Annotated in this window: 1 protein-coding gene (cut by a window edge); it reads right to left on the bottom strand. The window is 69.3% G+C overall.

The genetic code is table 11. From position 1 onward, the window contains the following. On the bottom strand, positions 1-26624 hold the 5' portion of the coding sequence (locus KYK13_RS12845; protein ID WP_223644484.1) for a non-ribosomal peptide synthetase. The gene continues 2632 nt to the left of window position 1, outside the view; the window shows 26624 of its 29256 coding nt (coding positions 1-26624); it begins with the start codon at positions 26622-26624; its stop codon lies beyond the left edge, outside the window.

Raw genomic sequence — 26624 nt, 5'->3', positions numbered from 1 at the left:
GCCTCCAGGACCTGCCGACGCTCGGTCCCGTCGAGCATGGGGAGGCGTGTCACCTGCGATTCAGGCTGTTCCAGCGCGCCCTCCAACAACACGCGCAGGTGCTCCACCATCCGGCGCGCTGTCGCGGCTTCGAACAGGTCAGTGCTGTACTCCAGGGTTCCGCTCAGGCCCTCCGGGGTCTCCACGAAGAAGATGCTCAGGTCGAACTTCGACGTGCGGCCCTCGAGTTCCACGGGCTTGAGCGTCATGCCGGGCAGCCGGGCTTCACCAACGGGCACGTTCTGGAGTGCGAGCAGTGTCTGGAACAGCGGCGTGTGACTGCGGCTGCGCTCGGGCTGGAGCGCTTCGACCAGCTTCTCGAAGGGCACGTCCTGGTGCTCCTGCGCCTCCAGGACCGTCTCGCGCACCTGCTGGAGCAGGCCCCGGAAGCTGGGGGCTCCGGCCAGGTTCGTCCGCAGCACCAGCGTGTTGACGAAGAAGCCGATGAGGCCCTCCACCTCCGCGCGCGTGCGGCCCGCGATGGGTGACCCGACGCTGATGTCATCCTGGCCGCTGTAGCGCGACAGCAGCACCTGCCACCCGGCGAGCAGCACCATGTACAGCGAGGCGCCTTCGCGCTGCGCGAGCCCCCGCAGGCCCTGGGTCAGCGCTTGCGGCCAGAGGAAGCCGTGGTTCGCGCCCGCGTTCCCGCGCACGGCCGGGCGCGGACGATCCGTGGGCAGCTCCAACACCGGCGGCGCGCCGGCGAGCTTCTGCCTCCAGTAGTCCACCTCCCGCTGGAGCGTCGCGCCCTGCAACCAGCCGCGCTGCCACGCCGCGTAGTCCGCGTACTGCACCGGCAGCTCCCGCAGCGGCGAGGGCTGTCCCTGCACGAACGCCGCGTAGAGCGCACCGACCTCCCGGACCAACACCCCGAGCGACCAGCCGTCCGACACGATGTGGTGCATCGTGATGACGAGCACATGCTCGCGGGCATCGAGCTTCAGCAGGCGCGCGCGGAGGAGCGGACCCTGTGCCAGCTCGAAGGGCTTCGAGACCTCCTGCTCCACGCGCTTCCGGAGCATGTCGGGGTGCGACGTCAGGTCATCCACCGTCAGCGAGAAGGCGCTGTCCGCCCTTGCCCGCTGCTCCGGCTCGGGGTTGCCCACGACGAACGTCGTCCGCAGGGCTTCGTGACGGCGCATGACCTCACGCAGGGCCCGCTCCAGGGCCACCACGTCCAGGTCGCCCTCCAGCCGCACCGCCACGGGTACGTTGTAGAGCGCCGAGCCCGGCTCCAGCTGATCAATGAACCACAGCCGCTGCTGCGCGAACGACAACGGCAGCGGTGCGTCCCTCGACACGGGCACCAGAGCCGGGGCCTTCGCGCGCCCGGCCTTCTCCAGCCGACGCGCGAGGGATTCCACCGTGGGCGCTTCGAACAACGCGCGCAGAGGTAGCTCCGCGCCTGTCTCAGCACGCACGCGCGACACTACCTGCGTGGCCAGGAGTGAGTGACCGCCCAGCGCGAAGAAGTCGTCCTTCACGCCCACCTGAGGCACTCGCAGCACCTCCGCCCAGATGGCCGCCAGCTTCGCTTCCACTTCCGTGCGGGGGGCCACGTACTGGTGGGTGGATGCGGAGGCTTCCGGCTCCGGCAGGGCCTTGCGGTCCACCTTGCCGTTGGAGTTGAGCGGTAGGGCCTCCAGCACCACCACCGCTCCGGGCACCATGTACTCCGGCAACCGCTGCCGCAGGCTCGCCTTCAGCGTCTCCGCGTCCAGCGTCGCTCCTGCCTTCGGTGCCACGTACGCGACGAGCCGCTTCTCCGCGCCCTCCCCCTTCGCCACCACCACCGCTTCCTTCACCGTCTCCTGCTGGCGCAGCGCGGACTCCACTTCGCCCAGCTCGATGCGGAAGCCTCGCACCTTCACCTGGAAGTCCACCCGCCCCAGGTACTCCAGCACTCCGTCCGCCCGGTACCTCACCCGGTCTCCCGTGCGGTACATGCGGCTGCCCTCGGGGCCGTACACCTCCGGAAGGAACTTCTCCGCCGTCAGCTCTGGCCTCAGCAGGTACCCGCGCGCCTGGCCTTCTCCCGCCAGGAACAACTCACCCGCTACTCCCACCGGCACCGGCTGTAGGTACTTGTCCAGCACGTACGCTCGGGTGTTGGTGAGAGGCCGGCCGATGTTCGGCACCTCCTCGCGCCCCACCAGCGACCATGTCGAGTACGTCGTGTCCTCCGACGGGCCGTACAGGTTGTAGAGCTTGCGCACCGTGGGGATGCCGTAGACCTGCTTCGCCAGCGTCTCTGGCAGCGCTTCACCTGCGAGGTTGATGACTTGCACGGACGGCGGCACCGCGTTCAGCCGCACCAGTTGCGCCATCGCCGACGGCACCGTGTTGATGAGCGTGACGTCCGCCTCCGGCTTCTCCTCCGCAAGGTGCAGCGCGTTGCGTACCACCACCACGCTGCCTCCCCTCACCAGCGGCGCGAAGAGCTCGAACACCGAGAGGTCGAAGTTGAGGCTCGTCGCCGCGAGCACCGCCTTCGTCTCCTCCTCCGTGAATGTCTCCGTCGCCCACGCAAGGAAGGCCGCCGCGTTCCGGTGCGTCACCGCCACGCCCTTCGGACGGCCCGTGCTTCCAGACGTGTAGATGAGATACGCCACGTTCTCTGGACGCAGCTCCGCTTCCGGCACCTCCGTCGGCTCCGTGGCCAGCGTCGCGTCCGTGTCCAGGCAGACCGCTCGAGCTGCGAACGTGGGCAGCGACTCCAGCAGGTGCGAATGCGCCACCAGCGCGGGGCCCTGCGCGTCCTCCAGCAGCCAGCCCAAACGCTCCTTCGGGTAGCTCGGATCCAGTGGCACGTACGCACCACCTGCTTTCAGGATGCCCAGCGTCCCCACCACCACGTCCGCCGTGCGCTCCACGCACAGGCCCACTCGTGACTCCGGGCCGACCCCCAGCTTGCGCAGCCGATGCGCCAGCTGGTTCGCCCTCGCCTCCACCTCCCGGTACGTCAGCCGCTGCTTTCCGCTCACCACCGCCACAGCGTCGGGCGTGCGCTTCGCTTGCGCTTCGACGAGCCGGGGAATCGTCGCGTCGCGGTCGTACTCCGCCTGCTGCTGGTTCCACGTCACCAACACCTGCTGACGCTCCGAGGGCGTGAGCAGGGACAGTCGGCCTACCGCTGCTTCCGGCTTCGCCACCACGCCTTCCAACAGCATGCGCAGGTGCTCCACCATCCGGCGCACCGTCGCGGCCTCGAACAGGTCGGTGCTGTACTCCACTGCGCCCGCCAGGCCCTGCGGCGTCTCCGTGAAGAAGAGGCTCACGTCGAACTTCGACGTGCGGCCCTCCAGGCTCATCGGCTTGAGCACCAGACCGGGGAGCTTGGACTCCTCGATCGGCACGTTCTGGAGCGACATCAACGTCTGGAACAACGGCGTGTGGCTCAGGCTGCGCTCGGGCTGCAGCGCTTCCACCAGCTTCTCGAACGGCACGTCCTGATGCTCATACGCCCCCAGCACCGTTCCCCTCACGCGTGAGAGCAGCGCACGGAAGGACTCCCCTCCGTCCACCTGGGTGCGCAGCACCAGCGTATTGACGAAGAAGCCGATGAGTCCTTCCACCTCCGCGCGCGTGCGGCCCGCGATGGGCGAACCCACACTGATATCCTCCTGCCCGGAGTAGCGCGACAGCAACACCTGCCACCCGGCCAGCAACACCATGAACAGCGACGCGCCCTCCCTCTGGGCCAGCGCGCTCAGTCTCTGAGACAGCTCCACCGGCAGCGTGAAGCCCAGCGTCGTGCCGGCGTTGGTGCGCACCGCCGGACGCGGACGGTCCGTGGGCAGCTCCAGCACCGGTGGCGCTCCCACCAACGACTGCTTCCAGTAGTCCACCTCCCGCTGGAGCGTCTCGTCCCGCAGCCAGTCGCGCTGCCAGGCCGCGTAGTCCGCGTACTGCACCGGCAGCGGCGGCAGCGTCCACGGCAGCCCCTTCGCCAGCGCGGTGTACAGCATGCCCAGCTCGCGGAGCAGGACTCCCACGGACCAGCCGTCGGACACGGCGTGATGCATCGTGATCACGAGCACGTGGTCGCGCGCGGCCAGACGCAACAACCGCGCGCGCAGGAGCGGCCCCCGCATCAGGTCGAAGGGCTTCCCAATCTCCTCCAACACCCGGCGACGGGCCTCCTCCTCCCGCGTGGACTCGGGACCCGTCAGGTCCACGGTGATCAACGGCACGTCCACGGACGCGTGGATGCGCTGGACGGGTTGGCCGGCCTCCTCCTCGAACGTCGTGCGCAGGGCTTCGTGCCGCTGCACCACCTGCCTCAGGGCCTGCTCCAACGCCGCGGCATCCAGCTCGCCCTCCAGGCGCGCCACGGTGGGCACGTTGTAGAGCGGGCTGCCCGGCTCCAGCTGGTCGATGAACCAGAGCCGCTGCTGCGCGAAGGACAGCGGCAGCGAAGCCGGACGCACCCCGGCGCTCAGCATGGGCACGCCCGAACGTTCGAGCCGAGCGATCCGCTGCGCCAGCGACTCCACCGTGGGCGCCTCGAACAACAGACGCAACGGCATCTCCACGCCCAACGACGTGCGGATGCGTGACACCACCTGCGTCGCCAGCAGCGAGTGGCCCCCCAGCGCGAAGAAGTGGTCCTTCACGCCCACGCGCTCCAGGCGCAGCACCTCCGCCCAGATGGCCGCGAGCTTCGCCTCCGTCACGGTGCGTGGGGCCACGTAGACGTCGCCCAAGCGGGCGGCCTCCGGCTCCGGCAGCGCCTTGCGGTCCACCTTGCCATTCGCGTTGAGCGGCAGGCCGTCCAGCACCATCAGCGCCGAGGGGATCATGTACTCCGGCATCCCCTGACGCAGACCCGCGCGCAGCGTGTCCATGTCCAGCGCGTGGCCCGCCTTCGCCACCACGTAGCCCACGAGGCGCTTGTCCGTACCGTCTCCCCACACCCGCACCACGGCCTCGCTCACGCCCGGCTGGCGCGCCAGCGCGGTCTCGACCTCGCCCAGCTCGATGCGGAAGCCGCGCACCTTCACCTGGAAGTCCACCCGGCCGACGAAGTCCAGCTTGCCGTCCGCGCGCCAGCGCACCACGTCGCCCGTGCGGTAGAGGCGGGCCCCCTCTTCACCGGAGAAGGCGTCCGGAATGAAGCGCTCGGCGGTGAGCCCTGGACGTCCCGCGTACCCTCGCGCGACGCCCACACCACCGATGTGCAGCTCACCACGCACGCCCACGGGCACCGGCTGCCCATGCGGGTCGAGGACGTAGACGCGCACGTTCGCCAGCGGCTTGCCGATGGACGGCACGTTTCCATCCGGCACGACCTCGCCCAGTGTGGCGATGACGGTGGCTTCGGTGGGACCATACGTATTGAGCAGGCGCCGTCCCGGAGCCCACCGCGCGACGACGTCCGCGGGAAGGGCATCTCCGCCGGAGATGACGGTGCGCACCTGGGGCAGCCCTTCGGAGGACGTCGCAGCCAGCGCGGCGGGGGTGAGGCTGACGACGCTCAGCTCCTGGTCTCGCAGCAGCACAGGCAGCGGCGCGCCCGGCATCAACTTGTCCAGCGGCGCGAGCACCAACGTGGCGCCGTTGCAGAGCGTGGTGAAGATCTCCTCCACCGACAGGTCGAAGCTAAGGCTGGCGAACTGCAATACGCGGCTGCCCGGACCGATGCCGTACGCCGCCGCTTCGTGGGTGACCAGGTTGGCCACCCCGCGGTGCTCCACCGCCGTGCCCTTGGGAGTCCCCGTGCTGCCGGACGTGTAGAGCAGGTACGCCATGTTCGCGGGCGTCACGCCCGTCACGGGCGCATCCGTCGGCTCCTTCGTCAGCGACTCGCGCTCCGTATCCAGGCAGAGCGCGCGGACATGCAGCGCCTCCGGGAAACGTTTCACCAGGGGCTGCTGGGTGACGAGCACCTGCGCCGCGCTGTCCTCCAGCATGAAGGCCAGGCGCTCGCGCGGCAGGAGCGGATCCACGGGCACCCAGGCACCACCGGCCTTCAGGATGCCGAGGAGACCGATGACGATGTCGAGGGAACGGTCGACACTGAGGGCGACGCGGACCTCCGGGCCCACGCCACGTCGGAGCAGGGCATGGGCGAGCTGATTGGCTCGTGCATCCAGCTGCGCGTACGTGAGCTGCGTCCCCTCGAAGACAGCCGCCACGGCGTCTGGCGCGCGACGGACCTGCGCCTCGAAGAGCGAGTGCATGCACGCCTCGGGGAACGGCGCCCGCGTGGCGTTCCACGTCCCCAGCATTTCGCGGCGCTCGGCGGCGGTCAGCAGGGGCAGGCGGGACACGTGCGTTTCCGGTCGCTCCACCGCGCCTTCGAGGAGCGTGAGCCAATGCGTGACCATCCGCTGGACGGTGCCCGCATCGAACAGCTCCGTGCTGTACTCCAGGAGCCCCGTGAACCCGCGAGGCCCCTCCATGAGCGTCACGCTCAGGTCGAACTTCGCGATGGGGCTCTCGACGTCCACCGGCTTGAGGGCCAGGTCCGGCAGCCGCAGCTCGCTCACCGGCATGTTCTGGAGGGAGAGCATCGTCTGGAAGAGCGGCGTGTGGCTTCGGCTGCGCTCGGGCTGGAGGGCCTCCACCAGCTTCTCGAACGGGACCTCCTGGTGCTCGTACGCATCCAGCACCGTCGCGCGCACCTGGTCGAGCAGCTCGCGGAAGGACAGGTGACCCTCCACGTTCGCGCGAAGCACCAGCGTGTTGACGAAGAAGCCGATGAGGCCTTCCAGCTCCGTACGCGTGCGGCCTGCGATGGGCGAGCCCACGCTGATGTCCTGCTGGCCGCTGTAGCGCGCCATCAGCACCTGCCACCCGGCGAGCAGCACCATGTACAGCGAGGCGCCTTCGCGCTGCGCCAGGGCCTTGAGCGCGTCGATCAGCGACCGGGACAGGGAGAAGGGGTACGTCGCGCCCGCGATGCCACGCTCGGGCGGGCGCGGGCGGTCGGTGGGCAGCTCCAGCACGGGCGGCGCGCCGGCGAGCTTCCGCTTCCAGTAGTCCACCTGCCGCGCCAGGACGTCGCCCTGGAGCCGGCTCCGCTGCCAGGAGGCGTAGCGCGTGTACTGCACGGGCAGCGGGGGCAACGGCGACGGCTGCCCCGAGGAGAACGCCGCGTACAGCGCGCCCACCTCGCGGATCAACACGCCCAGCGACCAGCCGTCCGACACGATGTGGTGCAGGGTCACCACCAGGACGTGCTCGCGATCCCCGAGCGTGAACAACCGCGCGCGGATCAACGGCCCGCGGCCCAGGTCGAAGGGACGCAGCGTCTCCTCCTCCATCTGCCTGCGGGCCTCCGCCTCGCGGCGGGCTTCGTCGACGGTCCGCAGATCCACCCGTCCCAGTTCCAGCGGCAGGCTGGGATGGATGACCTGGATGGGCTGCCCACCGCGCTCCTCGAAGGTGGTCCGCAGGGAGTCGTGCCGGAGCAAGACCTCGTGCAGCGCCCGCTCCAGGGCCCCCACGTCCAGCGTCCCCTCCAGCCGCACCGCGGCGGGCAGGTTGTAGAGCGCCGTGCCCGGCTCCAGCTGATCAATGAACCAGAGTCGCTGCTGCGCGAACGACAGGGGCGCCAGCGTGCCCACGTCGCCCATCGCGGAATCCTGAGAGCGGTTCGCCGTCTCCAGCCGTCGGGCCAGGGCCTCGAGGGTAGGAGCCTCGAACAGTGCGCGCAGCGGTAGCTCCGCGCCTGTCTCAGCACGCACGCGCGACACTACCTGCGTGGCCAGGAGTGAGTGACCGCCCAGCGCGAAGAAGTCGTCCTTCACGCCCACCCGAGGCACTCGCAGCACCTCCGCCCAGATGGCCGCCAGCTTCGCTTCCACTTCCGTGCGCGGGGCCACGTAATGGTGGGTGGATGCGGGGGCTTCCGGCTCCGGCAGGGCCTTGCGGTCCACCTTGCCGTTGGAGTTGAGCGGCAGGGCCTCCAGTACCACCACCGCTCCGGGCACCATGTACTCCGGCAACCGCTGCCGCAGGCTCGCCTTCAGCGTCTCCGCGTCCAGCGTCGCTCCTGCCTTCGGTGCCACGTACGCGACGAGGCGCTTCTCCGCGCCCTCCCCCTTCGCCACCACCACCGCTTCCTTCACCGTCTCCTGCTGGCGCAGCGCGGACTCCACTTCGCCCAGCTCGATGCGGAAGCCTCGCACCTTCACCTGGAAGTCCACCCGCCCCAGGTACTCCAGCACTCCGTCCGCCCGGTACCTCACCCGGTCTCCCGTGCGGTACATGCGGCTGCCCTCGGGGCCGTACACCTCCGGAAGGAACTTCTCCGCCGTCAGCTCCGGCCTCAGCAGGTACCCGCGCGCCTGGCCTTCTCCCGCTAGGAAGAGTTCTCCCGCCACGCCTACCGGCACCGGCTGCAGGTACTTGTCCAGCACGTAAGCTCGGGTGTTGGTGAGAGGCCGGCCGATGTTCGGCACCTCCTCGCGCCCCACCAGCGACCACGTCGAGTACGTCGTGTCCTCCGACGGGCCGTACAGGTTGTAGAGCTTGCGCACCGTGGGGATGCCGTAGACCTGCTTCGCCAGCGTCTCTGGCAGCGCTTCACCTGCGAGGTTGATGACTTGCACGGACGGCGGCACCGCGTTCAGCCGCACCAGTTGCGCCATTGCCGATGGCACCGTGTTGATGAGTGTGACGTCCGCCTCCGGCTTCTCCTCCGCAAGGTGCAGCGCGTTGCGTACCACCACCACGCTGCCTCCCCTCACCAGCGGCGCGAAGAGCTCGAACACTGAGAGGTCGAAGTTGAGCGAGGTCGCGGCCACTACGGCCTTCATCTCCTCCTCCGTGAACGTCTCCGTCGCCCACGCAAGGAAGGCCGCCGCGTTCCGGTGCGTCACCGCCACGCCCTTCGGACGGCCCGTACTTCCAGACGTGTAGATGAGGTACGCCACGTTCTCTGGACGCAGCTCCGCTTCCGGCACCTCCTTCGGCTCCGTGGCCAGCGTCGCGTCCGTGTCCAGGCACACGGCCTGCGCACTGAAGGCGGGGAGCGACTCCAGCAGGTGTGAATGCGCCACCAGCGCGGGGCCTTGCGCGTCCTCCAGCAGCCAGCCCAGCCGCTCCTTCGGATAGCTCGGGTCCAACGGCACGTAGGCGCCGCCCGCCTTGAGGATTCCCAGCGTCCCCACCACCACGTCCGCTGTGCGCTCCACGCACAGGCCTACTCGGGACTCCGGACCCACTCCCAGCTTGCGCAGCCGGTGCGCCAGCTGGTTCGCCCTCGCTTCGACCTCCCGGTACGTCAGTCGCTGCTTGCCACTCACCACCGCCACAGCGTCGGGAGTGCGCTTCGCTTGCACTTCGAAGAGGCGAGGAATTGTCGCGTCGCGGTCGTACTCCGCCTGCTGCTGATTCCACGTCACCAGCACCTGCTGACGCTCCGCCTCCGTCAACAATGGCAACCGCCCCACCGCGACTTCCGGATCCGCCACCACGCCTTCGAGCAGCACACGCAGGTGCTCTACCATCCGGCGCACCGTCGCGGCCTCGAACAGGTCGGTGCTGTATTCGACGCCTCCGCTCAAGCCTTGCGGCGTCTCCGTGAGGAAGAGGCTCACGTCGAACTTCGACGTGCGGCCCTCGAACTCCACGGGCTTGAGCGTCAATCCCGGCAGCCGCGTTTCGCTCGCAGGCAGGTTCTGGAGTGCCAGGAACGCCTGGAACAGCGGCGAATGACTCAGGCTGCGCTCGGGTTGCAGCGCTTCCACCAGCTTCTCGAACGGCACGTCCTGGTGCTCATACGCGCCCAGCACCGTGCCTCGCACCTGCGAGAGCAACGCGCGGAAGGACAGGTCTCCCTCCACCTGCGTCCGCAGTACCAACGTGTTGACGAAGAGGCCGATGAGTCCTTCCACTTCCGTGCGCGTACGGCCCGCGATGGGCGAACCCACACTGATATCCTCCTGCCCGGAGTAGCGCGACAGCAACACCTGCCACCCGGCCAGCAACACCATGAACAGCGACGCGCCCTCCCTCTGGGCCAGCGCGCTCAGTCTCTGAGACAGCTCCACCGGCAGCGTGAAGCCCAACGTCGTGCCGGCGTTGGTACGCACCGCCGGACGCGGACGGTCCGTGGGCAGCTCCAGCACCGGTGGCGCTCCCACCAACGACTGCTTCCAGTAGTCCACCTCCCGCTGAAGCGTCGCGCCCTGCAACCAGCCGCGCTGCCAGGCTGCGAAGTCGCCGTACTGCACGGGCAACTCCGGCAGCGGCGACGGACGGCCTTGCACAAAGGCGGCGTACAGTGCGCTCACCTCGTTCACGAACACGCCCAACGACCAGCCGTCCGACACGATGTGGTGCATCGTGACGACCAGAACGTGCTCCGAATCCCCCAGCTTCAACAGGAGCGCCCGGAGCATCGGCCCACGCGACAGGTCGAACGGCGTGAGCATCTCCTGCTCGATCCGCTGACGCGCCTGCGCCTCTGACACCTCCACCCGCTCCAGGTGCAGTGTCATGTCCTCGTGGATGGCCTGGAGGGGCTGCCCGCCCTGGACCGAGAAGGTGGTCCGCAGCGTTTCATGGCGCCGCACCACTTCGTGCAGCGCTCGCTCCAGGACGTCCTGGCGCAGCGCGCCCTCCAGACGCACCGCCACGGGCATGTTGTAGAGCGCCGTGCCCGGCTCCAACTGATCGATGAACCACAGCCGCTGCTGCGCGAACGACAGGGGCCGGGCGGCACTTCCCTGTATCCGCCCCAAGTCCGCCATGCTCGAGGACGCAGTCGTCTCCAACTGACGGGCGAGCGATTCCACCGTGCGCGATTCAAACAGCGCGCGCAGTGGCAGCTCCGCGCCTGTCTCCGCGCGCACGCGCGACACCACCTGCGTGGCCAGGAGTGAGTGGCCGCCCAGCGCGAAGAAGTCGTCCTTCACGCCCACCTGGGGCACTCGCAGCACCTCCGCCCAGATGGCCGCCAGCTTCTTTTCGGCCTCCGTGCGCGGGGCCACGTACTGGTGGGTGGATGCGGGGGCTTCCGGCTCCGGCAGGGCCTTGCGGTCCACCTTGCCGTTGGAGTTGAGCGGCAGGGCCTCCAGCACCACCACCGCTCCGGGCACCATGTACTCCGGCAACCGCTGCCGCAGAGTTGTCTTCAGCGCCTCCGCGTCCAGCGTCACTCCTGCCTTCGGTGCCACGTACGCGACGAGCCGCTTCTCCGCGCCCTCCCCCTTCGCCACCACCACCGCTTCCTTCACCGTCTCCTGCTGGCGCAGGGCCGCTTCCACTTCGCCCAGCTCGATGCGGAAGCCCCGCACCTTCACCTGGAAGTCCACCCGCCCCAGGTACTCCAGCACTCCGTCCGCCCGGTACCTCACCCGGTCTCCCGTGCGGTACATGCGGCTGCCCTCGGGGCCGTACACCTCCGGAAGGAACTTCTCCGCCGTCAGCTCCGGCCTCAGCAGGTACCCGCGCGCCTGGCCTTCTCCCGCTAGGAAGAGTTCTCCCGCCACGCCTACCGGCACCGGCTGCAGGTACTTGTCCAGCACATACGCTCGGGTGTTGGTGAGAGGCCGGCCGATGTTCGGCACCTCCTCGCGCCCCACCAGCGACCATGTCGAGTACGTCGTGTCCTCCGACGGGCCGTACAGGTTGTAGAGCTTCTTCACCGTCGGCACCGCGTACACGGCCTTCGCCAACGTCTCTGGCAGCGCTTCACCTGCGAGATTCACCACGCGCACGGACGGCGGCACCGCGTTCAGCCGCACCAGTTGCGCCATTGCCGATGGCACCGTGTTGATGAGTGTGACGTCCGCCTCCGGCCTCTCCTCCGCAAGGTGCAGCGCGTTGCGCACCACCACCACGCTGCCTCCCCTCACCAGCGGCGCGAAGAGCTCGAACACCGAGAGGTCGAAGTTCAGGCTCGTCGCCGCGAGCACCGCCTTCGTCTCCTCCTCCGTGAACGTCTCCGTTGCCCACGCAAGGAAGGCCGCCGCGTTCCGGTGCGTCACCGCCACGCCCTTCGGACGGCCCGTGCTTCCAGACGTGTAGATGAGGTACGCCACGTTCTCTGGGCGCACTTCCGACGTCACCGGGCAGCAGGTCTCCTCTGCCCACTCCTCTTCACGGTCCAGGCAGACCGCTTGAGCCGTGAACGTAGGCAGCGACTCCAGCAGGTGCGAATGCGCCACCAGCGCGGGGCCCTGCGCGTCCTCCAGCAGCCAGCCCAGGCGCTCCTTCGGGTAGCTCGGATCCAACGGCACGTAGGCGCCGCCTGCCTTGAGGATGCCCAGCGTCCCCACCACCACGTCCGCCGTGCGCTCCACGCACAGGCCCACTCGTGACTCCGGGCCCACTCCCAGCTTGCGCAGCCGGTGCGCCAGCTGGTTCGCCCTCGCCTCCACCTCCCGGTACGTCAGCCGCTGCTTTCCGCTCACCACCGCCACGGCATCCGGCGTGCGCCTTACCTGTGCTTCGAAGAGCCGGGGAATCGTCGCGTCGCGGTCGTACTCCGCCTGCTGCTGGTTCCACGTCACCAGCACCTGGTGGCGCTCCGCCTCCGTCAGCAGGGGCAGTTGGCCCACGGCCGTTTCCGGCTTCGCCACCACGCCTTCGAGCAGCACGCGCAGGTGCTCCACCATCCGGCGCACCGTCGCGGCTTCGAACAGCTCGGTGCTGTACTCCACCGCGCCGCTCAAGCCTTGCGGCGTCTCCACGAAGAAGAGGCTCAGGTCGAACTTCGACGTGCGGCCCTCGAACGCCACGGGCTTGAGCGTCAGTCCTGGCAGTCGCGTTTCGCTCACAGGCAGGTTCTGGAGTGCCAGGAACACCTGGAACAACGGCGTGTGACGCCGGTCACGCTCGGGCTGCAGCGCTTCGACCAGCTTCTCGAACGGCACCTGCTGGTGATCCTGTGCCTCCAGGACCGTCTCGCGGACCTGCTTCAGGAGCGCTCCGAAGGAGGCACCGCCCGACACCTGCGTCCGCAACACCAGCGTGTTGACGAAGAAGCCGATGAGCCTCTCCACCTCCGCGCGCGTACGGCCCGCGATGGGCGAGCCCACGCTGATGTCGTCCTGTCCCGAGTACCTCGAAAGCAGGACCTGCCAGCCCGCCATCAGCACCATGTACAGCGACGCGCCCTCGCGCTTCCCCAGATCTCGGAGCGACTGGGCCAGGTGCTGGGGCCAGAGGAAGTTCAGCGTCGTGCCCGCACTGCCACGCACCGGCGGACGAGGATGATCCGTGGGCAGCTCGAGCACCGGCGGCGCGCCCGCAAGCTTCCGCTTCCAGTAGCCCACCTCTCGCTGGAGCGTCGCGCCCTGCAACCAGTCTCGCTGCCAGGCCGCGAAGTCGCCGTACTGCACGGGCAACTCCGGCAACGGCGACGGACGGCCTTGCGCGAAGGCAGCGTACAGTTCGCTCACCTCGTTCACGAACACGCCCAACGACCAGCCGTCCGACACGATGTGGTGCATCGTGACGACCAGAACGTGCTCCGAATCCCCCAGCTTCAACAGGAGCGCCCGGAGCAGTGGTCCACGCGACAGGTCGAATGGCGTGAGCATTTCCTGCTCGATCCGCTGACGCGCCTGCGCCTCTGACACCTCCACCCGCTCCAGGTGCAGTGCCACGTCCGCGTGGATGACCAGGAGGGGTTGACCCTCCTGGGCCGCGAAGGTCGTCCTCAGCGTTTCGTGGCGCCGCACCACTTCGTACAGCGCTCGCTCCAGGATGTCCTGGCGCAGCGCGCCCTCCAGACGCACCGCCACGGGCATGTTGTAGAGCGCCGTGCCCGGCTCCAGTTGCTCAAGGAACCACAGCCGCTGCTGCGCGAACGACAGGGGCCGCTCGGAACTCCCCTGCTTCCGGTCCAACGCCGTCATGTTCGAGGACGCGGTCCTCTCCAATTGGAGAGCGAGCAACTCCACCGTGCGCGATTCAAACAGCGCGCGCAGCGGCAGCTCCGCGCCCATCTCCGAGCGCACCCTCGACACCACCTGCGTGGCCAGGAGTGAGTGACCGCCCAGCGCGAAGAAGTCGTCCTTCACGCCTACCTGGGGCACTCGCAGCACCTCCGCCCAGATGGCCGCCAGCTTCTTTTCGGCCTCCGTGCGCGGCGCTTCGTAGGTGCTTCCCGCCGTCAGCGCTTCCGGCTCCGGCAGGGCCTTGCGGTCCACCTTGCCGTTGGAGTTGAGCGGCAGGGCCTCCAGTACCACCACCGCTCCGGGCACCATGTACTCCGGCAACCGCTGCCGCAGGCTCGCCTTCAGCGTCTCCGCGTCCAGCGTCGCTCCTGCCTTCGGTGCCACGTACGCGACGAGCCGCTTCTCCGCGCCCTCCCCCTTCGCCACCACCACCGCTTCCTTCACCGTCTCCTGCTGGCGCAGCGCGGACTCCACTTCGCCCAGCTCGATGCGGAAGCCCCGCACCTTCACCTGGAAGTCCACCCGCCCCAGGTACTCCAGCACTCCGTCCGCCCGGTACCTCACCCGGTCTCCCGTGCGGTACATGCGGCTGCCTTCGGGGCCGTACACCTCCGGAAGGAACTTCTCCGCCGTCAGCTCCGGCCTCAGCAGGTACCCGCGCGCCTGGCCTTCTCCCGCCAGGAACAACTCACCCGCCACGCCCACCGGCACCGGCTGCAGGTACTTGTCCAGCACGTACGCGCGGGTGTTGGTGAGGGGACGGCCGATGTTCGGCACCTCCTCGCGCCCCACCAGCGACCACGTCGAGTACGTCGTGTCCTCTGACGGGCCGTACAGGTTGTAGAGCTTGCGCACCGTGGGGATGCCGTAGACCTGCTTCGCCAGCGTCTCCGGAAGCGCTTCACCTGCGAGGTTGATGACTTGCACGGACGGCGGCACCGCGTTCAGCCGCACCAGTTGCGCCATTGCCGACGGCACCGTGTTGATGAGCGTGACGTCCGCCCCCGGCTTCTCCTCCGCAAGGTGCAGCGCGTTGCGTACCACCACCACGCTGCCTCCCCTCACCAGCGGCGCGAAGAGCTCGAACACTGAGAGGTCGAAGTTGAGCGAGGTCGCGGCCACTACGGCCTTCATCTCCTCCTCCGTGAACGTCTCCGTCGCCCACGCAAGGAAGGCCGCCGCGTTCCGGTGCGTCACCGCCACGCCCTTCGGACGGCCCGTGCTCCCAGACGTGTAGATGAGATACGCCACGTTCTCTGGACGCACTTCCGACGTCACCGGGCAGCAGGTCTCCTCTGCCCACTCCTCTTCGCGGTCCAGGCACACGGCCTGCGCACTGAAGGCGGGCAGCGCCTCCAGCAGGTGCGAATGCGCCACCAGCGCGGGGCCCTGCGCGTCCTCCAGCAGCCAGCCCAGCCGCTCCTTCGGGTAGCTCGGATCCAACGGCACGTAGGCGCCGCCTGCCTTGAGGATTCCCAGCGTCCCCACCACCACGTCCGCCGTGCGCTCCACGCACAGGCCTACTCGGGACTCCGGGCCCACTCCCAGCTTGCGCAGCCGATGCGCCAACTGGTTCGCCCTCGCCTCCACCTCCCGGTACGTCAGCCGCTGCTTTCCGCTCACCACCGCCACGGCATTGGGCGTGCGCCTTACCTGCGCTTCGAAGAGCTGAGGAATCGTCGCGTCGCGGTCGTACTCCGCCTGCTGCTGGTTCCACGTCACCAGCACCTGCTGCTGTTCGGCGGGCGTCAGCAGGGGCAGTTGGCCCACGGCCGTTTCCGGCTTCGCCACCACGCCTTCGAGCAGCACGCGCAGGTGTTCCGCCATCCGGCGCACCGTCGCGGCTTCGAACAACTCGGTGCTGTACTCCACCGCGCTGCTCAGGCCTTGCGGCGTCTCCGTGAAGTAGACGCTTACATCGAACTTCGACGTACGAAGATCCAACTCCAGCGGCTTCATCGTCAGCCCGGGCAGCCGTGCTTCACCTTCGGGCGTGTTCTGCAACGCCAGCATCGTCTGGAACAGCGGCGTGTGGCTCAGGCTGCGCTCGGGCTGGAGTGCCTCCACCAGCTTCTCGAATGGCACGTCCTGGTGCTCGTAGGCCTCCAGCACCGTGCCTCGCACCTGCTTCAGCAGCTCTCGGAAGGACGCCTCCCCATCCACCCGGGCGCGCAGCACCAACGTGTTCACGAAGAAGCCGATCAGCCCTTCCAGGTCCGCGCGCGTACGGCCCGCGATGGGCGAACCCACGCTGATGTCCGTCTGCCCCGAGTAGCGCGACAGCAACACCTGCCACCCGGCCAGCAGGACCATGTACAGCGATGCGCCCTCATCCCGAGCCAAAGCCTTCAACTGCTGCTCCAGCGACGACGGCAGCAGGAAGGAATGCACCGCTCCGGCGTTGCCTCGCACCGCCGGGCGCGGACGATCCGTGGGCAGCTCCAGCACCGGCGGCGCTCCGGCCAGCTTGCCTCTCCAGAACTCCACTTCCTTCTGGAGTGTCTCCCCCTGCAACCAGCCACGCTGCCACGCCGCGTAGCCCGCGTACTGCAGCGTCAACTCCGGCAGCGGCGACGGATGACCTTGCGTGAAGGCTGCATACAGCGTCCCCACTTCACGGATCAGCACCCCCAGCGACCAGCCGTCCGACACGATGTGATGCATCGTGATGAGGAGCACGTGGTCGGTGCTTCCCAACCGCAACAAGCTCGCCCGGATGAGCGGCCCCTTGTTCAGGTCGAAGGGCTCCTCCAGCTCCGCAGCCAGCCTGCGCCGGACCTCTTGCTCCCGCTGCTCGCTGTCGAGCGTTCCCAGGTCGATCCGCGCCATCGGGAGGCGTGCATCGGCGTGAATGCGCTGCACGGGCTGCCCTTCGAGCAGTTCGAACGTCGTGCGCAGGGACTCGTGGCGACGGACGACTTCGCCCAGGGCCCATTCCACGGCGCCCTCGTCCAGTTCGCCTTCCAGGCGCACCGCGACGGGGACGTTGTAGAGCGGGCTCCCCGGCTCCAACTGGTCGATGAACCACAGGCGCTGCTGCGCGAACGACAGCGGCGCGGGCCCCGTGCTCGCGCTGACACCCAATGCCGCGGGCAACGGACGCACGGCCGTCCCCAACCGCTCGGCCAGGACTTCCAGAACCGGCGCCTCGAAGAGGACTCGCAACGCGAGCTCCACTCCCAGCTCCGAGCGGATCCGCGACACCACCTGCGTCGCCAGCAACGAGTGCCCGCCCAGCGCGAAGAAGTGGTCCTTCACGCCCACCCTCGGCACCCGCAGGACCTCCGCCCAGATGGCCGCGAGCTTCCGCTCCACCTCTGTGCGGGGCGCTTCGTACTCGTGTTCCGAACGGGCCGTATCAAGCTCCGGCAGGGCCTTGCGATCCACCTTGCCGTTGGCCGTGAGCGGCAGCGCGTCCAGCATGCCCATCGCCGAAGGCACCATGTACTCGGGCAGGTGCTTGCGGAGTTCACCCTCCACGGCCTTCGGGTCGACGGGCTGGCCCGGCTTCACGACGATGTACGCGACCAGCCGCTTGTCTCCGCCCACGTCCCGCACCACCACCGTCGCTTCCGCCACGCCCTCCTGCTTCAGCAGCGCCGCTTCGATTTCTCCCAGCTCGATTCGGAACCCTCTCACCTTCACCTGGAAGTCCGTGCGGCCCAGGAACTCCAGCGTGCCGTCCTCCTTCCAGCGCGCCTTGTCTCCCGTGCGGTACAGCCGTGCGCCCGGCTTCGGGCTGAAGGCGTTGGGGATGAACCGCTCCGCCGTCAGGTCCGCCCGGTTCAGGTAGCCCCACGCGAGGCCCTCTCCCCCCACGTAGAGCTCTCCCGGCACCCCCACGCCCACCACGTCGCCGTGCGCGTCCAGCACGTAGGCCGTCGAGTTCCCCAGCGGCCTGCCAATGGGCACCGACGACGTGAGCGCTGTGTCACGCGTCAGTGTGTGCGTGGCGGAGAACGTGGTGTTCTCCGTCGGGCCGTAGCCGTTCACCAGCACCGCCCCTTCGGGCAGGTGCTTGAGGTGTTCACGCACGCGCTGCGCCGGCAGCACGTCGCCACCCGCGAGCACCTGCGACACGCCCGCCAGGGCTTCCACCTGATGCAGCGCCATCTGCTCGTACAGCGCCGCCGTCAGCCACAGGGCGCTGATGCGCTCCTGCTTCAGCAGCGCGCCCAACTCCTCCAGCGTCAGTGCGTGCGGCGGCGCCAGCACCAGCTTCGCCCCGTGCAGCAGTGCGCCCCACAACTCCAGCGTCGACGCGTCGAAGGCCACGGGGGCCAGCTGCAGCCACACCTCCTCGGGCCCGAAGCGCATGAAGTCATTGCCCACCACCAACCGCGTGATTCCCCGGTGCGGGATGCACACGCCCTTCGGGCGGCCCGTGCTGCCCGACGTGAACATCACGTACGCCAGGTCTTCCGCGCTGACTTCCACCTGCGGCGCTGTCGCCGGATGACTGGCGACTTCGTTCCAGGCCGTGTCCAGCAGCAGCGGCGCGCCCGCGCTCGCAGGCAGCTTCTGCACCAATGCCTGCTGCGTCAGCGTCACCGCGACGCCCGCATCCTCCAGCATCAGCGCGATGCGCTCCGCCGGGTAGTTGCGGTCCACCGGTACGTACGCGCCTCCGGCCTTGAGGATGGCCAGCAGCCCCACCACCATCTCGAACGAGCGCTCCACATACACGCCCACTCGCGTGCCGCGCTTCACGCCCAGCCCGCGCAAGTGGTGCGCCAGCTGGTTCGACTTTGCCTCCAGCTCGCCGTACGTCAGGGTGCCCTCCCCTGCCCCGAGCTTCAGCGCCACCGCGCCCGGCGTCTTCCGGGCCTGCTCCGAGAAGCGTGCGTGCACCGGCAGCTCGCGGGCGTACTGCGTGGCCGTCTGGTTCCACGTCAGCAGCAACTGCTCGCGCTCCGCGGGCGTGAGCATCGGCAACTGCCCCACGGCCGTCTCAGGCTCCGACACCACGCCTTCGAACAGCACGCGCAGGTGTTCCGCTATCCGGCGCACCGTCGCGGCTTCGAACAACTCGGTGCTGTACTCCACCGCGCCGCTCAGGCCTTGCGGCGTCTCCGTGAAGAAGAGGCTCACGTCGAACTTCGACGTGCGGATCTCCAACTCCAGCGGCTTCATCGTCAGCCCGGGCAGCCGTGCTTCACCCTCGGGCATGTTTTGCAATGCCAACAACGTCTGGAAGAGCGGGGTGTGGCTCAAGCTGCGCTCGGGCTGGAGTGCCTCCACCAGCTTCTCGAACGGCACGTCCTGGTGCTCATAGGCCTCCAGCACCGTGCCTCGCACCTGCTTCAGCAGCTCTCGGAAGGACACCTCCCCATCCACCCGGGCGCGCAGCACCAACGTGTTCACGAAGAAGCCGATCAGCCCTTCCAGCTCCGCGCGCGTGCGGCCCGCGATGGGCGAACCCACGCTGATGTCCGTCTGCCCCGAGTAGCGCGACAGCAACACCTGCCACCCGGCCAGCAGGACCATGTACAGCGACGCGCCCTCCCGCTGCGCCAGCGCACGCAGACGCTGTTCCAGCGATGACGGCAGGAGGAAGGAATGCACCGCTCCGGCGTTGCCTCGCACCGCCGGGCGCGGACGGTCCGTCGGCAGCTCCAGCACCGGCGGCGCTCCGGCCAGCTTGCCTCTCCAGAACTCCACTTCCTTCTGGAGCGTCTCCCCCTGCAACCAGCCGCGCTGCCACGCCGCGTAGCCTGCATACTGCAATGTCAACTCCGGCAGCGGCGACGGTCGGCCTTGCGTGAAGGCCGCGTACAGCGCCCCCACTTCACGGATCAGCACCCCCAGCGACCAGCCGTCCGACACGATGTGATGCATCGTGATGAGGAGCACGTGGTCGGTGCTTCCCAACCGCAACAAGCTCGCCCGGATGAGCGGCCCCTTGTTCAGGTCGAAGGGCTCCTCCAGCTCCGCAGCCAGCCTGCGCCGGACCTCCTGCTCCTGCTCCGCTCGAGCGAGCCCCTCCAGGTCCACGTCCGCCAATGGCAGACGTGCATGCGGGTGGATGCGCTGCACCGGCTGCCCTTCGAGCAGCTCGAACGTCGTGCGCAGGGATTCGTGGCGCCGGACGATTTCGTTCAGCGCCCGCACCAACGCGCCCCTCTGCAAGGTGCCTTGCAACCGGACCGCGACGGGGACGTTGTAGAGCGGGCTCCCCGGCTCCAACTGGTCGATGAACCACAGGCGCTGCTGCGCGAACGACAGCGGCGGTGCTTCGTCCTTCGCGACGGGCTCCAGCGCCTCGGACGCCGGACGCCTGGCCGTCCCCAATCGCTCGGCCAGGGCTTCCAGAACCGGCGCCTCGAAGAGGACTCGCAGCGAGAGTTCCACTCCCAGCTCCGAGCGGATCCGCGACACCACCTGCGTCGCCAGCAGCGAATGCCCACCGAGGGAGAAGAAGTGGTCCTTCACGCCCACCCTCGGCACCCGCAGGACCTCCGCCCAGATGGCCGCCAGCTTCCGTTCCGCTTCCGTGCGAGGAGGCTCGTAAGCCGTGTCCGCCTCGTGCGCGTCCAGCGCCGTGAGGGCCTTGCGATCCACCTTGCCGTTGGCCGTGAGCGGCAGCGCGTCCAGCACGCCCATTGCCGAAGGCACCATGTACTCGGGCAGCCGCTGGCGCAGGTCCATCTCCACGGCCTTCGGATCCAGGTTCTGGCCCGGCTTCGCCACCAGCCACGCGACGAGCCTCTTGTCTCCACCTACGTCCCGCACCACCACCGTCGCTTCCGCCACGCCCTCCTGCTTCAGCAGCGCCGCTTCGATTTCTCCCAGCTCGATTCGGAACCCTCTCACCTTCACCTGGAAGTCCGTGCGGCCCAGGAACTCCAGCGTGCCATCCTCCTTCCAGCGCGCCTTGTCTCCCGTGCGGTACAGCCGTGCGCCCGGCTTCGGGCTGAAGGCGTTGGGGATGAACCGCTCCGCCGTCAGGTCCGCCCGGTTCAGGTAGCCCCACGCGAGGCCCTCTCCCCCCACGTAGAGCTCTCCCGGCACCCCCATGCCGGCTACTTCTCCGCGCGCGTCCAGCACGTAGGCCGTCGAGTTCCCCAACGGCCTGCCGATGGGCACCGATGACGTGAGCGCTGTGTCACGCGTCAGCGTGTACGTGGTGGAGAACGTGGTGTTCTCCGTCGGGCCGTAGCCGTTCACCAGCACCGCTCCTTCGCGCAGGTGCTTGAGGTGCTCACGCACGCGCTGCGCCGGCAGCACGTCGCCACCCGCGAGCACCTGCGACACGCCCGCCAGGGCCTCCACGTGGTGCAACGCCATCTGCTCGTACAACGCCGCCGTCAGCCACAAGGTGCTGATGCGCTCGTTCCGCAGGAGTGCTCCCAACTCCTCCAACGTCAGCGCGTGCGGCGGCGCCAGCACCAGCTTCGCTCCGTGCAGCAGTGCGCCCCACAACTCCAGCGTCGACGCGTCGAAGGCCACGGGGGCCAACTGCAGCCACACCTCCTCCGGCCCGAAGCGCATGAAGTCGTTGCCCACCACCAACCGCGTGATGCCCCGGTGCGGGACGCTCACGCCCTTCGGGCGGCCCGTGCTGCCCGACGTGAACATCACGTACGCCAGGTCCTCCCCGCTGACCTCCACATGCGGGGCCGTCTCCGGCTGGTGGACCACCTCACGCCAGGCCGCGTCCAGCAGCAGCGGCGCACCCGCGTTCGCAGGCAGCTTCTGCACCAATGCCTGCTGCGTCAGCGTCACCGCGACGCCCGCCTCCTCCAGCATCAGCGCGATGCGCTCCGCCGGGTAGTTGCGGTCCATCGGCACGTACGCGCCGCCAGCCTTCAGAATGGCCAGCAGCCCCACCACCATCTCGAACGAGCGCTCCACATACACGCCCACCCGCGTGCCGCGCGTCACGCCCAGCCCTCGCAGGTGGTGCGCGAGCTGGTTCGACTTCACCTCCAGCTCGCTGTACGTCAGGGCCCGCCCGTCTTGCGCCTGCAGCGCCACCGCGCCCGGCGTCTTCCGAGCCTGCTCCGAGTAGAGCGAATGGACCGGGATGACGACCGGGGCCCCCGCCACCGTGCGGTTGCCTCCGTCGAGGATCCGCTGCCGCTCCCCAGCGTCCACCATCGACAGCCGGGACACCTCGGTCTCCGGACGCGACAGCGCCGCATCCAGGAGGGCTCGCAGGTGCTCCACCATCTGGCGCACCGTCGTGGCGTCGAACAGCTCGGTGCTGTATTCGACCGAGCCCCTCAGCCCTTCGCCCTCCTCCACGAAGAAAAGGCTCACGTCGAACTTCGACGTGCGGCTCTCCATCATCACCGGCTTGAGCGACATGCCCGGAAGTCCCAGGTCGCCCTGCGGCACGTTCTGGAGCGCCAGCAACGTCTGGAAGAGCGGCGTGTGGCTCAGGCTGCGGTCCGGCTGGAGCGCCTCCACCAGCTTCTCGAATGGCACGTCCTGGTGCTCATAGGCCTCCAGCACCGTGCCTCGCACCTGCTTCAGCAGCTCTCGGAAGGACGCCTCCCCATCTACCCGGGCGCGCAGCACCAGCGTGTTCACGAAGAAGCCGATGAGCCCCTCCAGCTCCGCGCGCGTACGGCCCGCGATGGGCGAACCCACGCTGATGTCCGTCTGCCCCGAATAGCGCGACAGCAGCACCTGCCACCCGGCCAGCAGAACCATGTAGAGCGACGCGCCCTCCCGCTGCGCCAGCGCTCGCAGGCGCCGCGTCATCTCGGGGGACCACTGGAAGAAGTGCATCGCGCCCGCGTTGCCACGCACCGCTGGACGCGGCCGGTCCGTGGGGAGCTCCAGGGCGGCAGGCGCCCCTTCGAGGCGGCCCTTCCAGAAGGCCACCTCACGGTCGAGCGCCTCTCCCTGAAGCCAGCCGCGCTGCCAGGCCGCATAGTCCGCGTACTGGAGCGGCAGCCGCGGCAGAGAGGACGGCTGCCCTTGCACGAACGCCGCGTACAAAGCGCCGATCTCCCGCACGAGCACGCCCAGCGACCAGCCATCCGAGATGGCGTGGTGCATCGTGAGCGCGAGCAGGTGGTCCTCCGCGCCCAGCCGCACCAGTTGCGCGCGAACCAGCGGCCCACGCGCCAGGTCGAAGGGCCTCAGCCCCTGCGCCGTCACCCGGCGGCGGGCCTCGTCCTCCCGTTCGCCCACGCCGAGCCCGCGCAGGTCCTCCACCTCCAGCGGCATCGCCGAGGGCGGATGCACCACCTGCACCGGCGTGCCCTCATGCGCCGCGAACGTCGTGCGGAGCGCTTCGTGGCGGCACACCAGCTCATCCAGCGCCCGCTGGAGCACCGCGACGTCCAATGCGCCTTCCAGGCGGACCGCCAGCGGGACGTTGTAGAGCGGGCTCCCCGGCTCCAGCTGGTCGATGAACCACAGGCGCTGCTGCGCGAACGACAATGGCAGGGGCTGCTCGCGCGACACGGGCACCAGCGGCGGGGCGACGGAGCGCGTGGCTCGCTCCAACCGGAGCGCCAGGGCCTCCAGGGTGGCGGACTCGAACAGCTCCCGCAGCGGCAGCTCCACGCCGAATCCGGCGCGGATCCGCGAGGCCACCTGCGTGGCCAGCAGCGAGTGACCGCCCAATTCGAAGAAGTTGTCCGTCACGCCCACCCGGGGCACGCGCAGCACCTGCGCCCAGATGGCCGCCAGCTTCGCTTCGGTCTCCGTGCGGGGCGCGACGAAGACCTTCTCCGAGCGCGGGGCCTCCGGCTCCGGCAGCGCCTTGCGATCCACCTTGCCATTGGCGCTGAGGGGCAGCGCGTCCAGCGCCATCAGGACGGCGGGCACCATGTACTCGGGCAGCCGCTGCCGCAGGTGCGCCTTGAGCTCCGCCGCGTCGAGCGTCCGCCCCGGCTTCGGAACCGCGTACCCCACCAACTGCTTGTCCGCGTCCTGGCCGCGCGCCACCACCGTGGCCTCGGCCACGTCCGGATGCTGGAGGAGACCCGCTTCGATTTCGCCCAGCTCGATGCGGAAGCCTCGCACCTTCACCTGGAAGTCCGTGCGGCCCAGGAACTCCAGCGTGCCGTCCTCCTTCCAGCGCGCCTTGTCTCCCGTGCGGTACAGCCGCGCACCGGGCTCCGTGCTGAAGGCGTTGGGGACGAAGCGCTCCGCCGTCAGGTCCGCCCGGTGCAGGTAGCCCCACGCGAGGCCCTCGCCTCCCACGAACAGCTCCCCTGGGACGCCCACGCCCGCCATGTCGCCATGCGCGTCCAGCACATACGCCGTCGAGTTCCCGATCGGCTTGCCGATGGGCACCGGCGCGTCGAGGGCCGTCCGCGCCGTCATCGCGTGCGTCGTGGAGAAGGTGGTGTTCTCCGTGGGGCCGTAGGCGTTCACCAGCACCGCACCCTCTGGCAGACGCGCCAGGTGCTCCCTCGCGCGCTGGGCCGGCATCACGTCACCGCCCGTCAGCACCTGCGACACCCCGGCCAACGCCTCCGCCTGATGCAACGCCATCTGGTCGTACAGCGCCGTGGTCAGCCACAACGTGCTGACGCGCTCCCGCTTCACCAGCGCGCCCAGCTCCTCCAGCGTCAGCGCTTGCGGCGGCGCCAGCACCAGCTTCGCCCCGTGCAACAGCGCGCCCCACAGCTCCAGCGTCGACGCGTCGAAGGCCACCGGCCCCGTCTGCGACCAGACCGCGTCCGCTTCGAAGCGCATGAAGGCGTTGCCCACCACCAACCGGGTGATGCCCCGGTGCGGAACGCACACGCCCTTCGGGCGGCCCGTGCTGCCCGACGTGAAGATGACGTACGCGAGGTCCTCGCCCTCCACCGTCACGTCCGGGGCACTCTCCGGTTCCCGGCGGATGGCGTCCCACGCCGTGTCCACGCAGAGCGGCGTCCCCGCTCCGGCCGGAAGCTTCTCCACCAGCGACCGCTGCGTCAGCGTCACGCCCACGCCCGCATCCCCCAGCAGCAGCGCGATGCGCTCCGCCGGGTAGTTGCGGTCCACGGGCACGTACGCACCACCGGCCTTCAGGATGGCCAGCAGCCCCACCACCATCTCCCACGAGCGCTCCACGTACACGCCCACCCGCGTGCCGCGCTTCACGCCCAGCCCGCGCAGGTGGTGCGCCAGCTGGTTCGCCTTCGCCTCCAGCTCGCCGTACGTCAGCGTCTGGCCATCCGCGCCCTGCACCAGCGCCACCCGGTCCGGTGCCTTGCGCGCCTGCTCCGAGAAGAGCGCGTGCACCGGCCGCTCCCGCGGATACGCCGCCTGCGTCCGGTTCCAGTCCACGGACAGCAATCGCCGCTCGGCGGCCTTCACCATGGACAACCGGGCCACGGGCAGCGCCGGGTGGGCCACGGCGGACTCCAGCAGGCCGCGCAGGTGCTCCACCATCCGCGCGACCGTGGCGGCGTGGAACAGGTCGGTGTCGTACTCCACGTAGCCGCTCAGGCTCCCATCCGCCTCCGTGAGCTGGAGGAGCAGGTCGAACTTGGCCGTCCGCGTGTCCACCTCCATCGCGTCCAGCTTCAGGCCCTGCACGGCGACCGGGCCGCGCGGCGCGTTCTGCAACGCGAACATCGCCTGGAAGAACGGCGTGCGCCCCGAGTCGCGCTCCGGCTGGAGCGCCTCCACCAGCCGCTCGAAGGGCAGGTCCTGGTGGTCCGTCGCGCCCACCATCGTCTCGCGCAGCTGGCGCACCAGCCCCTGGAAGGACAGCTCCGGCGTGAAGCGCGCGCGCAGCACCAGCGTGTTGACGAACATGCCGATGAGGCCTTCAAGCTCCGAGCGGGTCCGGCCCGCCATGGGCGAGCCCACGCACACGTCGTCCTGCCCGGAGTAGCGCGACAAGAGCGACTGCCACCCCGCCAGCAGCACCATGAACAGCGTCGCGCCTTCGTGCTGCGCCAGCGCCCGGAGCGCGTCCGTCAGCTCTCGCGGCCACTGGATGGGCGCCCGAGCGCCCCGAAATCCGCGCGTCGCGGGCCGGGGCTTGTCCGTGGTCAGCTCCAGCGCGGGCGGCGCGCCCGACAACTGCTCGCGCCAGTACGACAGCTGCCGCTCCAGCGCCGCGCCCTGCAACAGCTCCCGCTGCCAGGCCGCGTAGTCCGCGTACTGCACGGCCAGCTCGGGCAGCGGCGACGGCTGGCCTTGCAGGAAGCTGGCGTAGAGCACCGCCACCTCGCGCACCAGCACCCCCAATGACCACCCGTCCGACACGATGTGGTGCATCACCACCAGCATCAGGTGATCCGCCTCCCCCAGCCGCACGAGCAGCGCGCGCATCAACGGGCCCGTGGCCAGGTCGAAGGGACGCAGCGCCCCTTCGCGCACCCGCCGCCAGGCCTCCGCCTCCCGCGCGTCCGCCGCGAGCGCGCTCACGTCCGTCCGCTCCAGCTCCAGCACGGGCGCGTCCGCGAAGCGCTGCACCGGCCCGTCCTCGCCGCCCTGGAAGGTCGTACGCAGTGATTCGTGCCGCCGCACCACCTCGCGCAGCGAGCGCTCCAGCACGGCCACGTCCAGCGCGCCCTCCAGCCGCACCGCGACCGGGACGTTGTAGAGCGGGCTGCCTGGCGCCAGCTGATCCATGAACCACAGCCGCTGCTGGGCGGAGGACAGCGCCGCGGGCCGGGATGGGTCCCTGCGCGGGAACGCCGCGCGCGCGGGGACGTTGCCCGCCGCCTGCTTCTGGGCGGCCATCTTCTTCAGCAGCTCCGCGCGCTTCTCCGGCGACAGGTTCGCGATCCGCTTCGACACATCACTGCTGCTCAT

Origin of the sequence: Corallococcus sp. EGB, from assembly GCF_019968905.1 — a bacterium.
Classification (GTDB): domain Bacteria; phylum Myxococcota; class Myxococcia; order Myxococcales; family Myxococcaceae; genus Corallococcus.
The sequence above is the reverse complement of the archived record's forward strand: the minus strand, read 5'-3'. Positions and strand labels throughout refer to the sequence as shown.